This is a genomic window from Saccharopolyspora dendranthemae, assembly GCF_007829955.1.
Lineage (GTDB): Bacteria > Actinomycetota > Actinomycetes > Mycobacteriales > Pseudonocardiaceae > Saccharopolyspora > Saccharopolyspora dendranthemae.
In genome coordinates, this window is the sequence record NZ_VIWX01000001.1 from 1,942,582 (window position 1) to 1,962,211 (window position 19,630).

Annotated in this window: 19 protein-coding genes; 8 read left to right on the top strand and 11 right to left on the bottom strand. The window is 66.5% G+C overall.

The annotated features are described in order from the left end of the window. The first annotated feature begins 31 nt into the window (after positions 1-31). From FHU35_RS08815 to FHU35_RS08830, 4 genes are all read left to right on the top strand, one after another. Positions 32-472 carry a roadblock/LC7 domain-containing protein gene (locus FHU35_RS08815; RefSeq protein ID WP_132618957.1) on the top strand — a complete coding sequence of 147 codons (441 nt, stop codon included), beginning with the start codon at positions 32-34 and terminating at the stop codon, positions 470-472. Positions 473-803: 331 nt separating this feature from the next. Continuing rightward, positions 804-1,139 (top strand): DUF742 domain-containing protein, encoded by a 336-nt coding sequence (locus tag FHU35_RS29855; protein WP_246110141.1) that lies wholly within the window; start codon positions 804-806, stop codon positions 1,137-1,139. Positions 1,140-1,219: 80 nt separating this feature from the next. Further along, positions 1,220-1,852: a GTP-binding protein gene (locus FHU35_RS08825; protein ID WP_145737825.1), complete on the top strand. Its 633-nt coding sequence runs from the start codon at positions 1,220-1,222 to the stop codon at positions 1,850-1,852. A 169-nt stretch (positions 1,853-2,021) separates the two neighbouring features. Next, entirely contained in the window at positions 2,022-2,762 is a 741-nt protein-coding gene (locus FHU35_RS08830) for a hypothetical protein (protein ID WP_145737826.1), read from the top strand. Here FHU35_RS08830 and FHU35_RS08835 read toward each other — a convergent pair. The 5 genes from FHU35_RS08835 to FHU35_RS08855 form a co-directional block, all read right to left on the bottom strand. Then, positions 2,737-3,684 (bottom strand): patatin-like phospholipase family protein, encoded by a 948-nt coding sequence (locus FHU35_RS08835; RefSeq protein WP_145737827.1) that lies wholly within the window; start codon positions 3,682-3,684, stop codon positions 2,737-2,739. The two genes, FHU35_RS08830 and FHU35_RS08835, sit on opposite strands and share 26 nt — an antisense overlap. Before the next feature lie 63 nt (positions 3,685-3,747). Continuing rightward, positions 3,748-4,182 (bottom strand): alternative ribosome rescue aminoacyl-tRNA hydrolase ArfB, encoded by a 435-nt coding sequence (gene arfB / locus FHU35_RS08840; RefSeq protein WP_145737828.1) that lies wholly within the window; start codon positions 4,180-4,182, stop codon positions 3,748-3,750. Positions 4,183-4,291: 109 nt separating this feature from the next. Continuing rightward, the gene (locus tag FHU35_RS08845) at positions 4,292-5,659 is read right to left on the bottom strand and encodes a serine hydrolase domain-containing protein (RefSeq protein ID WP_145737829.1); all 1,368 of its coding nucleotides are present in this window, start codon (positions 5,657-5,659) and stop codon (positions 4,292-4,294) included. Positions 5,660-5,747: 88 nt separating this feature from the next. Then, positions 5,748-6,707 (bottom strand): CPBP family intramembrane glutamic endopeptidase, encoded by a 960-nt coding sequence (locus FHU35_RS08850; protein ID WP_186459311.1) that lies wholly within the window; start codon positions 6,705-6,707, stop codon positions 5,748-5,750. A 115-nt stretch (positions 6,708-6,822) separates the two neighbouring features. Then, complete coding sequence (locus tag FHU35_RS08855; protein ID WP_246110184.1) at positions 6,823-8,904, bottom strand: transglycosylase domain-containing protein; 2,082 nt, start codon at positions 8,902-8,904, stop codon at positions 6,823-6,825. Positions 8,905-9,215: 311 nt separating this feature from the next. Here FHU35_RS08855 and FHU35_RS08860 point away from each other — a divergent pair, with 311 nt between their 5' ends. Then, complete coding sequence (locus tag FHU35_RS08860; protein WP_145737831.1) at positions 9,216-9,596, top strand: hypothetical protein; 381 nt, start codon at positions 9,216-9,218, stop codon at positions 9,594-9,596. On the opposite strand, the gene FHU35_RS08865 is transcribed toward FHU35_RS08860, so the two are convergent. The 4 genes from FHU35_RS08865 to FHU35_RS08880 all read right to left on the bottom strand — a co-directional run bounded on the left by FHU35_RS08865 (position 9,589) and on the right by FHU35_RS08880 (position 13,876). Continuing rightward, a complete protein-coding gene (locus FHU35_RS08865; RefSeq protein ID WP_145737832.1) occupies positions 9,589-10,020 on the bottom strand; it encodes a hypothetical protein in 432 nt (143 codons plus the stop codon). The genes FHU35_RS08860 and FHU35_RS08865 overlap by 8 nt on opposite strands. A 163-nt stretch (positions 10,021-10,183) precedes the next feature. Continuing rightward, entirely contained in the window at positions 10,184-11,317 is a 1,134-nt protein-coding gene (locus FHU35_RS08870; RefSeq protein ID WP_145737833.1) for an MFS transporter, read from the bottom strand. A 274-nt stretch (positions 11,318-11,591) separates the two neighbouring features. Continuing rightward, positions 11,592-12,281, bottom strand: a complete 690-nt coding sequence (locus tag FHU35_RS08875; protein WP_145737834.1) for a DUF6319 family protein — start codon at positions 12,279-12,281, stop codon at positions 11,592-11,594. Positions 12,282-12,388: 107 nt separating this feature from the next. Next, positions 12,389-13,876, bottom strand: a complete 1,488-nt coding sequence (locus FHU35_RS08880) for a flavin-containing monooxygenase (protein WP_145737835.1) — start codon at positions 13,874-13,876, stop codon at positions 12,389-12,391. A 142-nt stretch (positions 13,877-14,018) separates the two neighbouring features. On the opposite strand from FHU35_RS08880, the gene FHU35_RS08885 reads away from it, so the two are divergent. The 3 genes from FHU35_RS08885 to FHU35_RS08895 all read left to right on the top strand — a co-directional run bounded on the left by FHU35_RS08885 (position 14,019) and on the right by FHU35_RS08895 (position 15,994). Beyond that, positions 14,019-14,564: a TetR/AcrR family transcriptional regulator gene (locus FHU35_RS08885; protein ID WP_246110142.1), complete on the top strand. Its 546-nt coding sequence runs from the start codon at positions 14,019-14,021 to the stop codon at positions 14,562-14,564. 185 nt (positions 14,565-14,749) lie between these two features. Then, complete coding sequence (locus tag FHU35_RS08890) at positions 14,750-15,529, top strand: hypothetical protein (RefSeq protein WP_145737837.1); 780 nt, start codon at positions 14,750-14,752, stop codon at positions 15,527-15,529. 216 nt (positions 15,530-15,745) lie between these two features. Further along, complete coding sequence (locus FHU35_RS08895) at positions 15,746-15,994, top strand: hypothetical protein (protein WP_246110143.1); 249 nt, start codon at positions 15,746-15,748, stop codon at positions 15,992-15,994. Positions 15,995-16,056: 62 nt separating this feature from the next. On the opposite strand, the gene FHU35_RS08900 is transcribed toward FHU35_RS08895, so the two are convergent. Both FHU35_RS08900 and FHU35_RS08905 read right to left on the bottom strand, forming a co-directional pair. Then, positions 16,057-18,276, bottom strand: coding sequence for a 3-hydroxyacyl-CoA dehydrogenase NAD-binding domain-containing protein (locus tag FHU35_RS08900; protein WP_145737838.1), 2,220 nt, complete (start codon positions 18,274-18,276; stop codon positions 16,057-16,059). Between the two features lie 14 nt (positions 18,277-18,290). Continuing rightward, the gene (locus FHU35_RS08905; RefSeq protein ID WP_145737839.1) at positions 18,291-19,505 is read right to left on the bottom strand and encodes an acetyl-CoA C-acetyltransferase; all 1,215 of its coding nucleotides are present in this window, start codon (positions 19,503-19,505) and stop codon (positions 18,291-18,293) included. Positions 19,506-19,630 lie beyond the last annotated feature (125 nt).

The following is a 19,630-nucleotide window of genomic DNA, read 5'->3' on the forward strand; positions in this document are numbered from 1 at the left end:
CCCCGAATCAGTTAGGAGGAAAGGAGGCGCCATGAACGCCCAAAATTCCCAGCCGAGCCAGTTCGGTTGGCTCGTCACGGACTTCACCGAGCGAGTCCCCGGTGTTGCCCACGCAGTCGTCGTCTCGGCTGATGGTCTGCTGCTCACCGCCTCGGCGAAGCTCCCGACCGACCGTGCGGACCAGCTCGCGGCAGTCGCGTCCGGGCTGCTCAGCCTCACCCAGGGTGCCGCCCGGTGCTTCGAGGCCGGCGCGGTCACCGAGACCGTCGTCGAAATGGAGCGCGGTCTGATGCTGCAGATGGCGATCAGCGACGGCTCCTGCCTGACGGTGTTGGCGGCTCCCCAGTGCGACATGGGTCTGATCGCGTACGAGATGACCTTGCTGGTCGAACGCGTCGGCCAGATCCTGACGCCGGAGCTGCGTTCTCAGCTGCAGGGGACGAGCCGAGTGATGACCGGACAGTCGGTGTGAGGCGAAGATGAGCGAAGGTCCGGACCCGACTGGGCAACACCGGCGCTCCACCGGTTCGTCGGAGAGCGACAGCGTTGCGGAGGTTTTCAACCGGTTCACCCTGGACAGTGGCCGCCGCGGGTGGCGTCGGAAACGTGCGCAGAAGGACCCCGGACCGCAGGCAGAGACCGAGCTGACGACGAGCGAACCCGCCTCCCCGGCAGGTCCGTCACCTTCCAACGCGTCCGCGGTGGAGGCACCTTGGCCCCACACGGGTGGCCCGGGTGCTCCGGCACCGAGCCATGAGCCCGGCTCGCCGGGCGCACGGGATGCTTCGTCGACCGATGAGACGATGTCCACCTCCATCCGCCCGTACGCGTGGACCGGCGGGCGAACCAGGTCCAACCACCACCTGGAGCTGGAAACGCTCGTCTCAGCGAGCGAGTTCTGCACGCCGGAACGGTTGCGTCGCACCGAGCATCACTCGATCTCCGAGATCTGCCAGCACCCGAGGTCGATCGCCGAGGTCGGGGCCATGCTGGGCGTGCCCTTCGGCGTGGCCAAGGTGTTGGTCGGTGACATGGCGGATCTGGGGCTGATCACGGTGCACGAGACCGTCAGCGACAACAGCAGCTCGTCGCACTTCCTGCTGATGGAACGGGTTCTGAGTGGACTCCGCCGGCTCTGACTCCGCGAGCGCGCCGGTCCAGTTCGCCGCGCGCCGAACGCAGAAATCCAGCCTTGACTTGATGACTGAAGTGGGCAGACATGAATCCTGATACGCAAGCCCGACCTGGATCCCCCCGCAGGTCCACGAACGCCACCTCGGCGAAGATCGTCGTCGCCGGTGGCTTCGGAGCCGGCAAGACCACTTTCGTCGGTTCAGTGTCGGAAATCGTGCCGCTGACCACCGAGGCGGTCATGACCGAAGCCAGCCACGGCATCGATGACCTGCACGCCACCCCGAACAAGCAGACCACGACCGTGGCAATGGACTTCGGCCGCCTATCTCTCGATTCGGACCTGATCCTCTACCTTTTCGGCACACCGGGGCAGCACCGGTTCTGGTTCATGTGGGATGACCTCGTCCGCGGAGCGATCGGCGCGGTCGTGCTCGTCGACACGCGTCGGCTCGCCGACTGCTTCTCGGCCATCGACTTCTTCGAGGACCGGAACCTGCCCTACATCATTGGACTCAACTGCTTCGACGGAAACCTCAACCACCGCGTCCAAGAGGTCCGCGAAGCCATGGCGATCCCCGAGGACGTCCCGATCGTCACCTGCGACGCCCGGAACCGGGAATCCACCAAGCAATCCCTGATCCGGTTGGTCGAATACGCCATGAAGTGGTGGATGCAGAAGCATCCGGAGGAGCAAGGGAGCCTTTCGGCCAGTCGCTGAGCGCGGTTCCCGCGGTGGGTGTGGGAACGCCGCCAGCCTCGTCAGGTTGGCAGGAACGTTCCCATACCCACGTAATCCCCAGATAAGCACCCGTTCAGGCGATGCCGACACACGCATCTTCCGTGCCTGCTTCACGGATTTTGCGCCTTGCGTGCGGATAGTTCTGGGCATGCAGAAAACGATCGCAGCCAAAGCAGTCGCTCTGAACTTCCCCCGACGCGTGTACCGGGTCAGCGAACTCGTCAAACTCGGGATCAGCCAGTCCAAGGCCTACCGCTGGGCGCGTGCCGACGGTCCGTGGACCCGATTGGCCCCAGGAATCGTGCTCGTTGCTCCTGGCCCCGTGACGGTGCGAGACCGCATCGACGCTGCTCTGCTTCGAGCTGGTCCGGACGCGATGCTCACGGGATTGCACGCCGCTCGTATGCACGGGTTGAAGTCTCCGCCTGAGTCAGCGGACATTCACGTTCTCATCCCGCATCGCCAGAAGATCCAGAGCTACGCGGGAACGCGATTCGAGCGCACCATCCGCCTGCCCAACCCCGTGTACGTCGACGGGATCCCAGTGGCTCCGCCGGTGCGCGCGGTGATGGACGGTGCCCGGACCTTCCTCTCGGCAGCGTTGACCCGGCAGGTCCTGTTCGAGGCGATCAGGGCCGAGAACCTCTGCCGCTTCGAAGAACTGGTCGCAGAGATGGAGAGCGGCAGTCGCCGGGGAACGGCCCTGCCTCGCGCAACGCTGCGCTCCTACGAGTTCGGGACGGCACGACCGCATGACCGCCTGCGTGTGGCTCCGCGGCCCTCTGCGGTTCATCCGCCACCCGTCTTGCGGCGGGACCGTCGTCCTCTGCTGAGCGCGGGACGGCTGCTCCGGCGCGCCTTCCTCAGAACACTGATGCCGAGTCCGTGATGCCGAACCGGTGATCGTCGATCGGCTTTCCCGAGATGTCGACGGGTCGTCCCACGGGCACAGGATGAGCGGTGGGGAGCCAGCTGTGCGCGACGCGCCAGGCGGTGTCGATCAGTGCACCTGAGTGCGCGAACGAGTAGGGCGAGAGCCCGACGATGGAAGGAGCGGGCACCACGTACAACTCACAACGCGAGGCGTTGACCTGCATGTCCAATCGAGCTGCGGACACCATCGCCGCGCCGAGAGCAGCACCGTTGACCCCGCCGATCGAACGCGGGGGCGTCTTCGGCGGTGGCCAGGTGGCGATCGAGCCGATTCCGCGGCGTCGGTCCGGGTTGAACTCGAACGGCTCCGTGCCGCCGCAAGGCAGCACGAACACCCGTTGTGCGCCCTGCTCGACCGCGCGACTGATCGGCATGAAGGCCGCCGGGCCACCATCCACCAGCCAGCGTCCACCGACCTCGACAGGGGGGAACATTCCGGGGATAGAGCACGATGCCACGAGTGGCGGCAGTGCCGGACCGTCCTCGAAGTAGACGGCTTCGCCGGTGTCGAGATCGGTCGCGGTCACGGTCAGCGGAATCACGGCCTGCTCCAGCCTGCGGAACGGCAGAGTCTCGTGCAGCCAGCGGGCGAGGCCTTCGTTGCCCATGACGTGGTTGGACAGACCGAGCTTGCCCGCCAGGATTCTGGTGGGCTGGATCGGGAACACGTCCGCCCTGCGCATCGACTTCCAGATCTCGCGCAGCTTGTCGACTCCGCTGGGGGTTGGATCACCGGCCAACCACGCCGCGTTGAGCGAGCCTGCGGAGGTTCCGACGACCAGATCGGGCTCTACGCCGGACTCGAACAATGCTGTTGCCAAACCGGCCTGGATGGCCCCGAAGGTGGATCCGCCGGGCATGACCCATGCTGTGCGCATCAGCTCGTCCCCCTCTCCGTCTCACCTCTGCGCAAGAGTAGCGAGGAACGCGGTATCCGCAGTTCAGGCCTCGCCGGGGTCACCCCGTCGACGCTGGCGCTTGACCTCGGATCGTCGCTTCTTACCGGCGAGACGTCGCCTTTGCGAGCCCTTGGTCGGTTTGGTGGGCCGGCGCTTCGCCGGGGGTGGTGCGACGGCGGAGGCCAGCACTTCAGCGAGGCGTTCCCGAGCTGCCTGGCGGTTGGCCAGCTGCGCACGATGCTCGGATGCGGTGATCGTGAGCACGCCGTCGACGAGCCGGTTGCCGAGCCTCTCCAGAGCGCGAGCGCGCAGGCTCTCAGGAACGGAGGGCGATCCTGCCAGGTCGAACGACAGCTCGACTCGGGAGTCGGTGGTGTTGACGCCTTGGCCACCTGGTCCTGAGGACCTGGAGAAGCGTTCGGAGAGCTCCGCGGGCGGAATGCTCCAGCTTCTCGTGATGGACAGGTCGTCGGGCATGCCCCCAGCATGCAGCACGCGTTGTGCCCAGCACAGCGGTGCCCCGGTCCGCCAGCGCTGGGCCCCTTCCTGCCTGCTCGTTGACAGAAAGGGACCCAAGCTGCCTGGATCAGTCGCGAGCGGGGCGCCAGCCCGAAACGCCACCGGGCACCGGTGCGGCTGGGGCATACGGAGTGCGGGTGAAGATGAACGTGTTCAGGTTCAGGTGGTTGGGCGTGCCATCCGCGTCTCGTCCGATGCGCAGGATTTCGCCCGCGTAGTACCCGTCCAGACCCGTCCAGGTGCCGTCGCCGTTGGGGCGGAAGCGTGAAGCCCTTCCCCGCTTTCCGTGGCCGGGCCGAAGGTCGAGCAGCCCGTTGCTGAGAACGCGCAGCACGTGTGGCGACGGGCCCCAGTACCACTCGCCGGTGAGTTCCAGCAGGCCCATGTCGACATCGGGCTGCGGCCTCCAGGGTTCCGGGATGCGCGGTTCGTGCTCGGCCAGTGCGTCGAGCAGGTCCGTTCCGAGTGCCCCGGTGACTCCGGCTGTCGTGTTGGCCATGAAGATGACCGCTTCTCGCTCTGCGGGGTCGGCCCACACGCTCGCGAGGAAGCCCGGCATCGAACCGCTGTGGCCGGCCAGGCAACGCTTGTTGTGCCGGAGCAGCTGGAGGCCGAGCCCGTAACCGGCGCGCCATTCCAGACCGTCGTCGACCGACCCGGGCACGCGCATTTCGGCCACCGTGTCCGGGTGCAGTACCTCGTCGGTGTCACCCAGGACAAATCGGGCCCACCGGGCCATGTCATCGAAGGTCGACCACAGCTGGCCTGCGGGTGCCATCGCTCCCGCGTCTTCGGCGGGCTCGTCCAGCACCACGTCCGCCCACGGGTGCACGGCCAAGCCCTGCGCGTGGGGCTCGACAGGCATCATCGTGGTTCGCCGCATCTCGAGCGGACGCAGAATCTCGCGTTCCATGACCTCATGCCATGCGGCGCCACGAATCCTGGCGACCAGCTCGCCCAGGATTCCGAAACCCACGTTGGAGTAGTGGAACTGGTGGCGAGGGGTGGGCCGCACCGCGCTGCTGTCGACGGTGGCGAGGAGTTCCTCGGGGGTTCCTCCTTGCGTGCGCTCCCACCACTGACCTGCGGGCTCAGCGGTCAGCCCGCTGCATTGGCTGAGGATCTCGCCGACGCTGCGGTTTCCCAGAGCCGTGCCCGGCAAGTGGTCGTCGAGTTTGTCGGCCAAGTCGAGACGACCTTCATCACGCAGCCGCATCACGAGCACACCGACGAACGTCTTCGTGATCGACCCGATCCGGTACTGGGTGTCCGTCGTGGAAGGCGTTCCGTTCACCAGGCCGCGGGAGTCGACCCAGGCCGTCTCCCCGTCGCGCAGGACGCCGGCGATCAAGGAAGGAACGCGGTTTTCACTCTGCTCCAGGGCCAGTCGTCGCAGCAGCACGCGCTGGGTGGAGGGCAGCAGACTCGTCACCATGACCACAATGCTTTCACGTCAAAGAGCCTGGGCGCGCGAATTTCACGTTCGCCCCGGCCAATGTGGAACAACGGTTCCCCTCCACCGTTCACGCCTTGCGGCTGCGCCGCTCGACTCCCGGGCTGATCCCCTGCTTTACGACCTCGAACCGCACGGGCAGCTTCCCGATCATGATCAACACGAGGATGAGCAGCACGAGCACGATCCAGCCGCTCCACCCCAGCAAGCCGACGCTGGCGTTGTCGACCGGGTGGCCGGCTTGGCTGAAGATGACCGCCATGGTCCCCGCGGAATTGAGGAATCCGTGTGCGATCGCGGCCGGCCACACGCTGTCGGAGGCCAGGCGCAGCCAACTCAGCAAGACCCCGACCAGCACGCAGAAGCAGCCCATCATCAGGAATGACACCACGACGGGAACCGTCGGATAGTTGTAGCCGAGGAGCAGGATCGGCGCGTGCCACAAGCCCCACAGGACTCCGCTGATGAGGAAGGTTGCGGGTTGACCGAGTGGGAGCAACGCCTTGACCAGGTAGCCTCGCCAGCCGAGCTCTTCCCCTAGCGCGAGCAGCGTGTGAACCCAGCCGAGCAGGAAGATCTGGCCGAGCTGGCTTACCGCGAGGGTTGTCGGCGCCGTGCGGGCCTGCTCACCGACCACGGTTGTGCCCATTTGTTCCGTAAGTCCGGAAAATCCGGTCCAGTCGGCTTCGTAGACGCCGAGCATGTAGCCGACGAGCAGCGCGAGCAGCACGGCCAGCGGCGGCCCTGCACAACCCAGGATTGCGTAGGGCCACCACTTCTTGATGCCGTCGGCAGTGGTGATTCCCAGCGTTCGCCACGGCTTGCGGCTAGGACTGATCCATTTGTTGACCACCACCGCCGCGACGGCAGGCATGAACATCATGAGAGTGAGGGCGACCGGCGCCCATACCCACGACAGACCTTCACCCGTCAGCCAGAGCGGCGCGCTCAACAACCAAGCCGGCAGGTAGGCGAGAACGGCGAACCAGACGGTGCCGCGAACATCCACTCGATCATGTCCAGAAACCACTCCGGCATCTTGCCAACGATTTCTGAGTTATCGCTGAGTACACACCCAGGAATGACAATGGGGACCTTCCTGCCACTCCTCGAAGTGACAGAAAAGTCCCCATGCTCACGTCAGATCAGGGCGCGGGTGGCCCTGCTGGGGGTGTTCCCGGTAGTTGCGCGGTCGGCAAACCGTCGTGGATCTTGGTCATCGCGTCGAACCACGTTCGCGCCGGGACCTTGCCGCCGTAGATGTTGCCGTCTCCGCACAGGTACGGCGGCGATTCGCCGCCACCGTCACAGATGCCCTGCGGACGCTTCCCGTCGGAGTAGGTCAGGACCGCACCAGCCATCTGCGGCGTGGCGGCCAGGAAGCCCGCGGACTTGTGCTCCTGGGTCGTACCGGTCTTACCGATCATCGGGCGGGCCCATTGCACGGCCTGGGCCGCCGCGCGCGAGGTTCCCTCGGTGTCGTCCTTGCTCAGGCCTTGAGCGAGTCCGGTCGCGACGGCCGGCGACACGGCTTGCTCACATGCCGGCTCGTTGAGCTGCACTGGGTTGCCGTATCGGTCCTTGACCTCTTCGATCGGCGTTGGCGGGCAGTAGACACCGTCGCTCATGATCGTGGCCGCGACGTTGGACAGCTCCAGCACGCTGGTCGGCGTGAAGCCGAGGGTGAAGGACCCGTTGTTGCGCCGCTTGATCGAGTCTCCCAGCGAGGGCCCGTTGGACCCATCGTCCTTCAGCGTCGACCCCAGCGAGTTGACGCCGTTGATGCTCTTGCGCATGCCGAGCTTGGCGGCCATGTCGACGGCGTTGTTCAACCCCGCGCGCTCCTGCAACGCCACGAAACCGGTGTTCGGCGAGGTCGCCAGTGCGCTCTGCAGCGTTCTCGGCCCTGGCCTGACTCCCTCGGCGTTGTGCACCGTGTAGGGCGCCAACCCGTTCTTGTAGATGCGTGAGGTGTAGCTGGCGGGAACGTCGATCGTGTCGTAGATGCTCATGCCACGCTCGATCGCGGCACCAGCAGTGAAAATCTTGTAGATCGACCCGGCACCGAAGGGCTGCACTCGGCTCACGATGTCGTAGGCCGTCTGCCCCTTGCTCGGGTCGTTGCCGAAGTCGCGGTTGGCGACGAGGGCGCGGACCTTGTGCTTGTCCTTGCCGGGTTCGACGACCGACATGGCGTTGGCGATGCCCTCGGTCTGGGTCGGGACCTGCTTCTGGGCGGCCTGCTTGGAAGCGTCGGACGCCGTGCGGTCGAGAGTCGTGCGCACCGTGTATCCGCCGACCTTGAGCCTGTCGGTGTCGATGCCGTAGCGCTCGAGGTAGTCGCGGACGTAGGTGCAGAAGAAGCCGTCGGTCGTGCCGTCACCGATGCCGACGCAGCCGTTCGGCGGCCGACCCAACGGGGACAGAACACCCAAGGGCTCCTGCTTGGCGATCTCTGCGTCTTCCTTGGTGATGCGGATGTCGTTGTTGCTGTCCGCCATCAGGTCGATGACCAGGTTCCGCCGCGCGAGCGCGTCTTGCGGGTTGCTGTTGGGGTTCAGGGACCCCGGCTGGTTGACCACCGCGGCCAGCAGCGCGGACTGGGCGATCGTCAGCTTGTCGGGAGTGGTGCCGAAGTAGGTCTGCGAAGCGGCTCCGACCCCGAAGGTCTGGTTGCCGAAGGGCACCACGTTGAGATACCCGGTGAGGATCTCTTCCTTGGACATGGTGCGTTCGAGCTCGACAGCGATCTTCGCTTCGCGGAGCTTCCGGGCGACCGTGGTCTCCTTGGCCTGCTCGGCCTCCAGCTCCGTGGTGGCCGCGACGTGCACCAGGTAGTTCTTCACGTACTGCTGGGTGATCGTCGACGCGCCCTGCGCTGTCTCGCCGCTACCGATGTTGGTCGCGAGAGCGCGGATGGTGCCGTGCCAGTCGACGCCGCCGTGGTGCCAGTATCGCTTGTCCTCGACCGCTGTGATGGCGGCCTTCATGGTGTCGGCGACCTGATCCGGCCGGGTTTCGACCCGGTAGTCGCGGAAGAAGTAGGCGATCGGCTTGCCGTTGCGATCGGTGACGGTCGACACTTGCGGCATTTCGCGCTTGGCAAGCGAACTCGACATCTTCGACATGGCATTGGTGGTCTGGTTGACCATCGCCCCAGCCCCGGTCGCAACGGGCAGCAGCAAAGCCGCCACGAGTACGCCGGCTAGGACGCACAGTCCGAACATCTTCAACAGCACGCCGCTGCGCACGCCAGCCCCTATCACCAAAGTGTTCGCAAGATCCGGCCGCCGACCAGGACGCGGTGCGAACCGATGCTCCCGCTCACCGATCCGAGCTGCGGAAAGAACCACCGGCTTCCACTGCGCGGAATCTCTCTGCATCCATTTCGCGTCGCCGCCAACCAGTTCGTTGATATCACACCGAGCCGAACGCCCCGCGCGCTGCCGGGCAACTGAATTCAACTCGAAACCGACACGGAGACGGTTCATTTAACTACACTTCGTGACAGAACGGTTCCCCTGATCGCGGAGGACTCATGACCGACCCGTTCCTGGATTCGTTGGCCACAGCCTTGGGCGGGCAAGCCGCCACCGCTCTGGGCGCAGCTGGAACGTTGGGCTTGGCGAAGGTCCGCGACCTGGTTCGACGCAGGTCCCGGCAGGACCCCGAGACCCAAGCCGCGCTGGAAGCCGCCGAGAGCGAAGGCGCGGGACCTGCTCAGATCACCGCGTTGGCGGAACGCCTGGATGAGCTGTGCGCGGAGGACGAGGAGTTCGCGGGCGAGCTGCGGCACGAAGGCGCGGCCGTGCACAACGACATCACGGCCTCGGACAACGCCGTGGTCAACATCAACACCGGGCAGGTCGAAAATCTGGTGCAAGCCCGCGAGATCAACGGCGGGATCACCTTCAACTAGTGCGCTGATCCGATTCGTTGAGTCCGGCCAGGTATTGGTTGTACTCGGCGAGCACCGGATCTTCCTCGTTGTCGACCGGGGGCGCAGGAGGCGGCACCAGCGGCCGTGTCCGGCGCTTTTCCGGCTCCTCGGAGACCTCCGCTGAGCTCTCGTCCTCCGCCTCGGGCTCGCCCTCGGCGTTGACGTCCGGCTCGAGCTCTCCTCGCTGCTGCGCGCGATCCATTCGGATCAGCTTGATCCAGAGGAAGATCGTGAAGGCTCCGAACAGCGGCCACTGCAGCGCGTAGCCGAGGTTCTGGAAGCTCCCTCCCGCATCGTGCGCGCGATCCCACTGCCACACGGCGAGGAAGCCGGTGGCGATCGTGGCCACGATGAACAGGGCATGCAGAAGCAGCCAACGTGGGGTCAACAGGCTGCGCAACACGCGTCCGATTCTAGGTGCTCGCGCCGGACCACGACGTCCGGCATCTCCACCCCCAGAAGCCGCAGCCTCCTCCGCCTCGACGTCAGGCAACCCCTGTGGCCAACAGCACACGGGGTCCGGGCCCGTGCTGCGGCCGCGGCGGGTGACAGAAAGGTTCCCTTGCTCACGTCAACCGGCGGACGGCCAGGGCGCGGCAGGCGAGCAGCAGAACGCCGGTGATCGCGAAGGTCGCCGGGTACCCGGAGGCAGCGATGAGAATTCCGAAGCCGATCGCGCCGAGCCCGTGGCCACCGTCGTACGCGATGTTCCACGCCGTGCTCGCCGTGGCCGAGTCGACGCGTTCCAGCATCAGGATCAGCGTGGTGTTCTGGACTGCTCCGAAGCCTGCGCCGAACAACGCGGCCCCGGCCAGCGCCACCGGGTCAGCCGTCCACGCGGCCAGCGCGAGCAGCACCACTCCCATCCCTCCCAGCAGCACCGATGGCGCTAGCACCCCTCGCTGGCCGAAACGATCGCCGAGGTGCCCGGCAAGCCAGCGGCCGAACATCGTGGCGGCCGCGAAGATCAGGAGTGCGGCGGGTGCGACCGCCGGGTCAACGGCAAGCGGCAGGAATGCCGTCAGTCCGCCGGCTGCTGCCGTGTTGAACACCATGATCGTCCAGGACGGCAGCAGCGTGGCGGGCCGAGCCGGTACGCCTCGTTCCCTGGCTCGGGTACGCACTCGCTCGATGCCCACGATCGTCAGCGCGGAGACGATGGGAACCACTCCGGCGGCCCAGAACAGCGGTCCGAACCCGATCCGGCCGCTCAACCACACCCCAGCCGGCAGCAACGCCACGTTCGGCAGGCCGATGGCGAGGCCGTAGTAGGCGGCCGCGCGACCTCGCTGGGCCACCGGCACCAGCTCTGCGGTCAGCGCCGATCCTGTGACGGTCAGCAGCCCGAAGCCGACACCGCGCAGCGCGGAGACCGCGAACAGCATCCACATGTCGCTGGAGAGCGCGAACAGCGGCGTGGGGGCCCCGATCATGGCCGTTCCCAGTGCGAACAGTCCGCGGCAGTCGGTCCGTTTGAGCAGCCACGGCATCGCCAGCTGTGTGAGAACGGTGACGAGCATGAACACCGCGTTGGTCGCACCAGCTGCGATCTCGCCGGCTCCACCTGCGACCGCCCACAACGGCACCACCGGAAGGAGCAAGGCGTATCCGGAGAACCCGCCGATCGTCGCGATCAGCAGATAGCGGAACGATCGCTGGCGCAGCGGTGTCGCCGATTCGGGCGAGACGGGTGTTCGCACTCGTTCTTGATAGGGGGTGCGGACATGACCTGTCCATTCGTCGGCCGCCCTCCACCGGTCAGCGCTGGGCGGGCGACGACTGCGGCACCAGACGTGGATCAGTGCGCCCACGATCTTCAACGGGCGCAGCACACCTCCGGTTCAGGGTAGTGGCAGAAAGGTTCCATGCTCGGCGCGACCGAGAACCCCCGTGCGGGAATGTCGTCGATGCTCCGGCCCGATCAGTGCGCGTTCCGGTGAGTGCGTTGTCGTCCCGAGGTGGGACGACAACGCTTCACTCGTCCAGTTCTTCGAGCGCTGCCTGGGCGGCTTCGAGCTCGGCGCGGAGCTGCTCGACCCTGGCGCGGTGCTGCTCGCGGGCAGCTTCGATCACCGGCTCCACAGCCGCAGCGACGTCGTCGTGCAGCACCTTCGCGGCTTGAGCGACGGCGTTGGCCGGAACCTGGGTCGGCTTGACCAGCTTCCGCTTGGTGTTGGCCACCTCAACGCTCCACTGGCCGTTGTCGTCGGCGGTGAGCGTCACGACAGCGCCACCGACCGGCTGCTTGAGCCGGGGTTTGCGTCGTGCTGCGTCGCTTTCGCCGGGCTTGGTCGTGGTGGCCGGCGGTTTGGCAGCCGCAGCCGGTTTCGCGACCGGCTTGTCCGGAGGCTTCGCTGCGGTGTCCTGGCTCGGCTTGCCGGCCGGACCTTTCGCGGCCGACTTGGCCGCCGGTTCCGGCGTGGGCTTCTTGCGCGGTGGTTTGACCTGTGTGATCTCTGCGGTGGAGAACGACAGGACGTCCTTCGAACCGGCCGGGCGGACTTGGATGAAGTCCCCTTCGGCCGGTTCGCCGAGCGCGATCACCTTGCCGGAACGTCCCTCTTGGACTCCGACTGCGGAGCTGGTGAACCACACGGTCGGTGTGGTTCCAGCGCTGAGCTCCTCGCGGATGGCGCGCAGTTCATCGGACGACAGCGGTGACATCGCCGCCCCTAGCTAGGGTGCGCCCCAGTAGGGGCTGCTCGACAGTGGCTCGGCCACTATATCGAACGCCCGTGCGAAGATTCAACCGGGTTTGATCACCTCCCGCCTCAGCGGGGAGCGACCTCGTAGTCGGAGTAGTCAACCTTCCTGGTGCGCATCCAGTACTTCCAGGTGAATCCCGGCCACAGCGTGCGGTTGACGCCGTTCTCGTCGAGGTACCAGCTCCGGCAGCCGCCTTGGGACCACACGCCGTCACCCAACTCGGAATGCAGCTCACGACTGAAGGCGTCCTGCACCGGTTGCCGGACGTCGACCTGGCCGATCTCGCCCTTGTGGATCCGGCGGATGCAGTCGATCACGTAGTTCAGCTGCGACTCGATCATGAACACGACCGAGTTGTGGCCGAGGCCGGTGTTGGGGCCGAGGAGGAAGAAGAGGTTGGGAAAGCCGGAAACGGTGATGCCGAGGTAGGTTTCAGCACCTTCGCGCCAGCTGTCCTGGAGCTTGCGCCCCTCTCGCCCGACGATGGCGAGGTGGTCGTAGGCGTCGGTGACGTGGAAGCCGGTGCCGTAGATGATGGCGTCGACCTCGTGCTCCTGACCGTCGCCGGTCACCACGGAGTTCTTGCGCACCTCCGCGACACCGCTGGTGTCGACGTCGACGTTCGGCCGGTTGAGGGCCGGGTAGTAGTCGCTGGAGAGCAGGATGCGCTTGCAGCCCATCGAGTAGTCGGGCGTGACGGCCTCGCGCAGCTTCGGATCCGAAATCGTCTTCCGGATGTAGCGCTTGGACAACCACTCGGCGGCCTTGCCGAGGCGCTTGTTGAACACCGCGAAGAACCGGGCTTCGAGGGTCCAGTACATCGCGACGCGGGCGGCGCGCTGCACCAGCGGAACCCTGCGGAACACCTTCTGGACCGCTTCCGGGATCGGGCGATCGGGCTTGGGCTGGATCCACGGCGGCGTGCGCTGGAACAAGTGCAGCTCGTCCGCCTGCTCAGCCACGCGGGGGACGAACTGGATCGCGCTGGCCCCCGTTCCGACCACCGCAACGCGCTTGCCCCGAAGGTCGTAGTCGTGGTTCCACTGCGCCGAGTGGAAGATCTCGCCCTCGAAGTCCTGCACGCCCGGGAGGTCCGGGTAGCTCGGGATGTGCAGAGCGCCGACACCGGACACCAGGGCGCGGCCGACGTACTCGGTTCCGTCACCGGTGGTGACCAGCCAGGTCTTGCTCTGCTCGTCGTACTCGGCGCCGGTGAACTCCACGCCGTAGTGCACGTGGTCGCGCACTTCGTACTTGTCCGCGCAGTAGCTCAGGTAGTCGTTGATCTCGCCCTGCTCGGCGAACAGACGCGACCAGTCCGGGTTCTGCTCGAACGAGAACGAGTACATCAGCGAAGGCACGTCGCAGGCGCATCCCGGGTAGGTGTTGTCCCGCCAGGTTCCGCCGAGGTCGGCGTTCTTCTCCAGCACGATGAAGTCATCGATACCAGCCTGCTTGAGCTTGATCGCCATGCCGAGACCGGAGAAGCCGGTCCCGACGATGACCACCGAAGTCTCGTACCGACTCTGGTCAGGCGACTGCCTCTGCACCATCAGGGCCCCTCCTCGGACACCGGCACTCTAGCTACTCCGGAGTAGGCTACTACGAGTAAGTTACCTGCGGTAGGGTCGTTTTGTGACGAGCTCTTCTGCACCGGCAAGCGGCCGCAAGCGAATGTCCCGGGCTGAGCGCGAAGTGCAGATCCTGGAAGTCGCCGAGCGAGTGTTCGCCGACAACGGCTACCAGGCGACGTCCATGGACGACATCGCAGCTCAGGTAGGCCTGTCCAAGCCGATGCTCTACGAGTACTTCGGTTCCAAGGAAGGACTTCTGCTGGCTTGCCTGCGGCGATCGAAGGCCGAACTGCTCACTGCGACGAGCCAGGCCGCGGCCAATGCCACCAGTCCGGAAGCGCTCCTCTACGACTGCCAGCTGGCCTTCTTCCGCTTCGGCGACGAGCACGCGCAGGCGTGGGCACTGCTGCGCAACGAGTTCTCCATCCCCAGCACCTCCGTCAACAAGGAGCTGGAGGCCATCCGCGTCCAGCAGCGCGACTTCACCGCCAACCTGCTGCGCATGGTCCAGGAAGATCTCGCCGACGAGCAGGCGGAGGCCTGGGCAGAGGTGATCATCGGCGCCAGCGAGCGGCTCGCGCTCTGGCGCGAGAACCGCCCGGAAGTCACCGCCGAGAAGGCGACCGAGTACATGATCACCTTGTTCGCTCCGGGCCTGGGTTTCTGACGCGCCGAAGCCCCGCGCCGACGCGCGGACCGGCGCATGGGAACCTTCCTCTCATCACGGCCGTCAGCCCCACGCACCAGATTCACTCCTTCGGGCTGATTTGCCGAATACGGCTCAAGATCTTTAACAGCGTCTCCGATGTCGAGTCAGCCGTGCCAACACCTCAGACTCGAGGAGATCCAATCTTGCGCTCCTGGACCACGCGCACAGTCAAGGCGGCCGTCATGGCCGCGGGCCTCGCCACCGTCGGCACCGGTGCCGCGAACGCGGCGGGAACCACCGACATCCAAAAGCCCGACCTGACGTCCGTGCCGGACGAGATCGGCGCCGAAATCCCGGCCAACGCCTGCCAGATGCAGGAAGGCCCATCGTTCAGCCCCACCAAGGCGCCGTGCGCGGACGCCCAGCTGAACGCGAGCTCGCCGAACGTCATCAAGAAGGTCGGCGTGGACATCACCAAGACCGCGCACGGCGTGGCCGGTGAGCTGCAGGACGGCCGTCCCGTGCTCGCCCCTGGGAAACCGAACCGAGTGCTCGGACACGTCTTCGCCGAAACCACGCGGGTTTCGAACATGACCAAGACCCGGCCCACGGTCGGAGGCTCGGTGACCCCGGGCCACCTCGGCGTCATCTACGAGCACACGCCCGACGCGACGCTGCTGGACACCGAGGTCGGCCCGCGCGAGCCGAACCACCAGGGCTTCTCGGCCGTGGACACGGCGGTGGAGCTGACCGCCGCCCAGGGCTACGAGTCCGAACCCATCAGCAACCCGGTGGCCCTGGTCGCGCCGACCCTCAACAACAACCCGCTGCAGACCTCTGGTGAGCCGCTGACGCTCGCCAAGCCCAGCGACGTGCTTCCTGCCACGAAGCACGCCCCGGTCGTGTCCGAGGCCGACAAGGTCGTCGGAGCAGTCGCCGAGGCGCCTCTTCAGCGGATCAGCGGTGTCCTGCCGCAGAACTGAGGACCGTCGCATCCTCGGGCCCAGCCGCAAGTCCATAGTGGAATGTCCGTTTCCGGTCACTCCATCGAGGGTATTCGGCTGAAAACGCCCTTCTGAGTTCGACTTGGACGCGAGCCATGTCGCAGACTCTGCCGCGCGTCACAGGAGAAGAGCAGAAATTCCCTGTGCCGCAAGGGTTAATACCCTGAAGAACAGTCATCCATAAGGAGAGCCACAGTGCGTACCGCTGCACGTATCGCCGGCGCCGCCGGCGCCGCCACCGCCATGCTGGCCCTGGCGGGCCCGGCGTTCGCCGACAGCGCGGACAACGAGGGCGTCAACGGGGCGAACGACAACAACATCAGCGCCGTGCCGGTGCAGGCCTGCGGTGACAACGTCGCCGTCCTCGGCGCGGTCGTCCCGGTTCTGTCGCCGCAGACCCCGCAGTGCGTCAACGCCCCGGTCGTGGACCACCCCCAGGGCTGAACACGCTGAGCGAACAACAAGGCGCCGGGTCCCTTTCGGACCCGGCGCCTTGTCATTTCAGCTCACGCCGCAGAGGTCGCCTTCACGATCTCCGCGTCCGGCTCGCCGATATCGAACGGCTCGCCGTTGGCAGCGCGCTTGACCAGCGATTCCGGCGGCTGGAACCGATCGCCGAAGCGTTCCGCGAGTTCGCGGGCGCGGGAGACGAATCCGGCCAGACCACCGGAGTAGCCGTTCATGTACTGCACGACTCCTCCGGTCCACGCCGGGAAGCCGATGCCCATGATCGAGCCGATGTTGGCGTCCGGCACGGAGGTCAGCACGCCCTCGTCGAGGCACTTCACCGTTTCCAGCGCCTCGGCGAACATCATCCGCTCGATGAGGTCGACCAGGTTGACCGACGCCGGGTCGGTGTCGGCCGAGCCGAAGTGCTCGGCGAGTCCCGGCCACAGGCCGGTCCGCTTGCCATCGGCGTAGTCGTAGAAGCCGGCACCACCGGAACGACCGGTGCGGTCGAACTCCTCCACCATGCGATCGATGACCTGCTCGGCGGGGTGCGGATCCCACGTGCCGCCTGCTGCTTCCACCGCGGCCTTGGACTCGTCGCGGATCTTGCGAGGAAGCGTCAGGGTCAGCTCGTCGAACAGCTGCAGCACCGGAGCCGGGAAGCCCGCCTGCGAGGACGCCTGCTCGATGGATGCCGGGTGGATGCCCTCAGCCAGCATCGCCACGCCCTCGTTGATGAAGGTGCCGATGACCCGGCTGGTGAAGAAGCCACGGCTGTCGTTGACCACGATCGGCGTCTTGTTGATCTGACGCACCACGTCGAACGCACGGGCCAGCGTCCGATCGCTGGTCTGCGCACCCGAGATGATCTCGACGAGCGGCATCTTGTCGACCGGCGAGAAGAAGTGCAGACCGATGAAGTCCTCGCGGTTGCGGACACCTTCGGCGAGGTCGGTGATCGGCAGCGTCGAGGTGTTGGAGCACAGCAACGCGTCGCTGTCGACGACGTCCTGGATCTCGCTGAAGACCTGGTGCTTGAGCTTGAGGTTCTCGAAGACGGCCTCGACGACCAGGTCGCATCCCGATAGTGGCTCGACCTGGTCGGTCGCGGTGATCCGGCCGAGCAGCTCGTCGGCCTTCTCCTGGGTGGAGCGACCCCTGGCGACAGCCTTCTCGACGATCTTGGCCGAGTAGTCCTTGCCCTTCTCGGCGTTCTCCAGCGAGACGTCCTTGAGGACGACCTGCATGCCGGCCTTGGCGCAGACGTAGGCGATGCCGGCGCCCATCATGCCGCCGCCGAGGACGGCGACCTTCTTCGCGCGGAACTCCGGCACGCCGTCGGGACGGCTGCCACCGGCGTTGATGTGCTGGAGGTCGAAGAAGAAGGCCTTGCTCATGTTCTTCGCGGTCTGGCCGCAGACCAGCTCCACGAAGTAGCGGCCCTCGATGTCCAGCGCGGTGTCGAAGTCGACCTGGCTGCCCTCGACCGCGGCGGCCATGATGTTGCGCGGAGCGGGCATGGGAGCGCCCTTGAGCTGCTTGCGCAGATTGGCCGGGAACGCGGGCAGGTTGGCGGCGAACTTCGGGCTCGCCGGGGTTCCGCCCGGGATCTTGTGACCCGGGGTGTCCCACGGCTGGGCGGATTCAGGATTGGCCTTGATCCACTCCTTGGCCTTGCCCAGCAAGTCCTCCTGGGTGTCGACCAGCTCGTGGATCAGCCCGGTCTTGAGCGCCTTCTCCGGACGCAGCTGCTGGCCCTGGAGCAGGACGTTGAGCAGCGCGTCAGCGATGCCGAGCAACCGCACGCTGCGCACGACGCCACCGGCGCCGGGCAGCAGGCCGAGGCTGACTTCGGGGAAGCCGAAGCGCGCCTTGGGGTTGTTCAGCGCGATGCGGTGGTGGCAGGCCAGCGCGATCTCCAGGCCGCCGCCGAGCGCGGTCCCGTTGAGCGCGGCGACCACGGGCTTGCCGAGCGTTTCGAGGCGGCGCAGCTGCTTCTTGACGTTGGCGGTGGTGGCCGTGACCGACTCGCTGTCACCAGGCCGGGCCTGGATGAGCTCACGAAGGTCGCCCCCCGCGAAGAAGGTCTTCTTCCCGGAGGTGAGGACCACGCCGGTGATGTTGTCGCGCTCGGTTTCCAGGCGCTGCAGGGTTTCGTCCATGCTCGCCTGGTAGCGCAGGTTCATGGTGTTGGCCTGCTGCTGCGGGTCGTCCAGGGTCAGCACGACGATTCCGTCGGCGTCGGACTCCCAGCGGATGGTGTTCTGCTCGCTCATGTCTGATGTGTCCCTCAGCCGATCCGTTCGACGATGGTCGCGATCCCCATGCCGCCACCGATGCACAGCGTTGCCAGGCCGTAGCGGAGGTTGCGGCGTTCGAGTTCGTCGATGACGGTGCCCAGGATCATCGCGCCGGTGGCACCCAGCGGGTGGCCCATGGCGATGGCACCGCCGTTGACGTTGACCTTGTCGTGGTCGACGCCGAACTCCTTCATGAACTTCAGCGGCACCGCGGCGAAGGCCTCGTTGATCTCGACCAGGTCGATCTGGTCGATGGTCATGTCCGCCTTGCCCAGCGCCTTGCGCACGGCCGGGCCAGGCCCGGTGAGCATGATCGTCGGGTCGGCGCCCGACAGTGCGGCCGAGACGATGCGGGCGCGCGGCTTGAGCCCGGTGCGCTCCCCGAGCCCCTCGCTGCCGATCAGCGCCAGTGCTGCGCCGTCGACGATCCCGGAGGAGTTGCCCGGGGTGTGGACGTGGTCGATGTTCTCGACCCAGTGGTACTTCTGCAGCGCGACGGCGTCGAACCCGCCCATCTCTCCGATGTCGGCGAACGAGGGCTTGAGCCCGCCGAGGGACTCGGCCGTGGTGCCGGGACGGATGTGCTCGTCGCGGTCGAGGATGGTCTGCCCGTTGCGGTCCTTGACCGGGACCACGGAGCGGGCGAAGCGGCCGTCGGCCCAGGCCTTGGCGGCGCGGTCCTGCGATTCGGCCGCGTAGGCGTCGATGGTGCCGCGGTCGAAGCCCTCGATGGTGGCGATGAGGTCGGCACCGATGCCTTGCGGGACGAAGGACGTCTCGTAGTTGGTCTCGGGGTCCAGCGCCCACGCACCGCCGTCGGAGCCCATCGCGACGCGCGACATGGACTCGACACCGCCGGCGAGGACGGCGTCCTCCCAACCGGACCGGACCTTCTGCGCGGCGATGTTGACCGCTTCCAGCCCCGACGCGCAGAAGCGGTTGAGCTGAACGCCCGCGACCGTTTCGGGCAATCCCGCGGCGAGCGCGGCGGTCTTGGCGATGTCGCTGCCCTGATCACCGACAGGCGAGACCACGCCGAGCACGAGGTCATCGATCAGCGCAGGATCGAGCTGCGGATGGCGGCGCTGCAGCTCCTCGATCAGGCTCACTGCGAGGGTGATCGGTTTCACCCCGTGCAGCGACCCGTTCTTCTTTCCACGACCCCGCGGTGTGCGGATCGCGTCGTAGACGTACGCCTCGGACATGTGTGGCGTGCCTCCTCATTGCGGCAGGTGCTCCACCCAGAGTGTGACACCAATGCTGTCACAGTCAATGACGGTCCCGCTGTCGGCCGGATGGAGCAGCGTGGAGGGTGGAGCTTGGGAACCTT

What these genes read in the sequence shown, in the direction of transcription:
- FHU35_RS08855 (WP_246110184.1), bottom strand. Translation starts at nt 8,904, where the DNA reads ATGTTCGGACTGTGCGTCCTAGCCGGCGTACTCGTGGCGGCTTTGCTG.
- FHU35_RS08815 (WP_132618957.1), top strand. Translation starts at nt 32, where the DNA reads ATGAACGCCCAAAATTCCCAGCCGAGCCAGTTCGGTTGGCTCGTCACG.
- FHU35_RS08835 (WP_145737827.1), bottom strand. Translation starts at nt 3,684, where the DNA reads ATGCGCACAGCATGGGTCATGCCCGGCGGATCCACCTTCGGGGCCATC.
- FHU35_RS08830 (WP_145737826.1), top strand. Translation starts at nt 2,022, where the DNA reads ATGCAGAAAACGATCGCAGCCAAAGCAGTCGCTCTGAACTTCCCCCGA.
- FHU35_RS08875 (WP_145737834.1), bottom strand. Translation starts at nt 12,281, where the DNA reads ATGTCACCGCTGTCGTCCGATGAACTGCGCGCCATCCGCGAGGAGCTC.
- FHU35_RS29855 (WP_246110141.1), top strand. Translation starts at nt 804, where the DNA reads ATGTCCACCTCCATCCGCCCGTACGCGTGGACCGGCGGGCGAACCAGG.
- arfB (WP_145737828.1), bottom strand. Translation starts at nt 4,182, where the DNA reads ATGCCCGACGACCTGTCCATCACGAGAAGCTGGAGCATTCCGCCCGCG.
- FHU35_RS08860 (WP_145737831.1), top strand. Translation starts at nt 9,216, where the DNA reads ATGACCGACCCGTTCCTGGATTCGTTGGCCACAGCCTTGGGCGGGCAA.
- FHU35_RS08900 (WP_145737838.1), bottom strand. Translation starts at nt 18,276, where the DNA reads ATGAGCGAGCAGAACACCATCCGCTGGGAGTCCGACGCCGACGGAATC.
- FHU35_RS08880 (WP_145737835.1), bottom strand. Translation starts at nt 13,876, where the DNA reads ATGGTGCAGAGGCAGTCGCCTGACCAGAGTCGGTACGAGACTTCGGTG.
- FHU35_RS08825 (WP_145737825.1), top strand. Translation starts at nt 1,220, where the DNA reads ATGAATCCTGATACGCAAGCCCGACCTGGATCCCCCCGCAGGTCCACG.
- FHU35_RS08905 (WP_145737839.1), bottom strand. Translation starts at nt 19,505, where the DNA reads ATGTCCGAGGCGTACGTCTACGACGCGATCCGCACACCGCGGGGTCGT.
- FHU35_RS08845 (WP_145737829.1), bottom strand. Translation starts at nt 5,659, where the DNA reads ATGGTGACGAGTCTGCTGCCCTCCACCCAGCGCGTGCTGCTGCGACGA.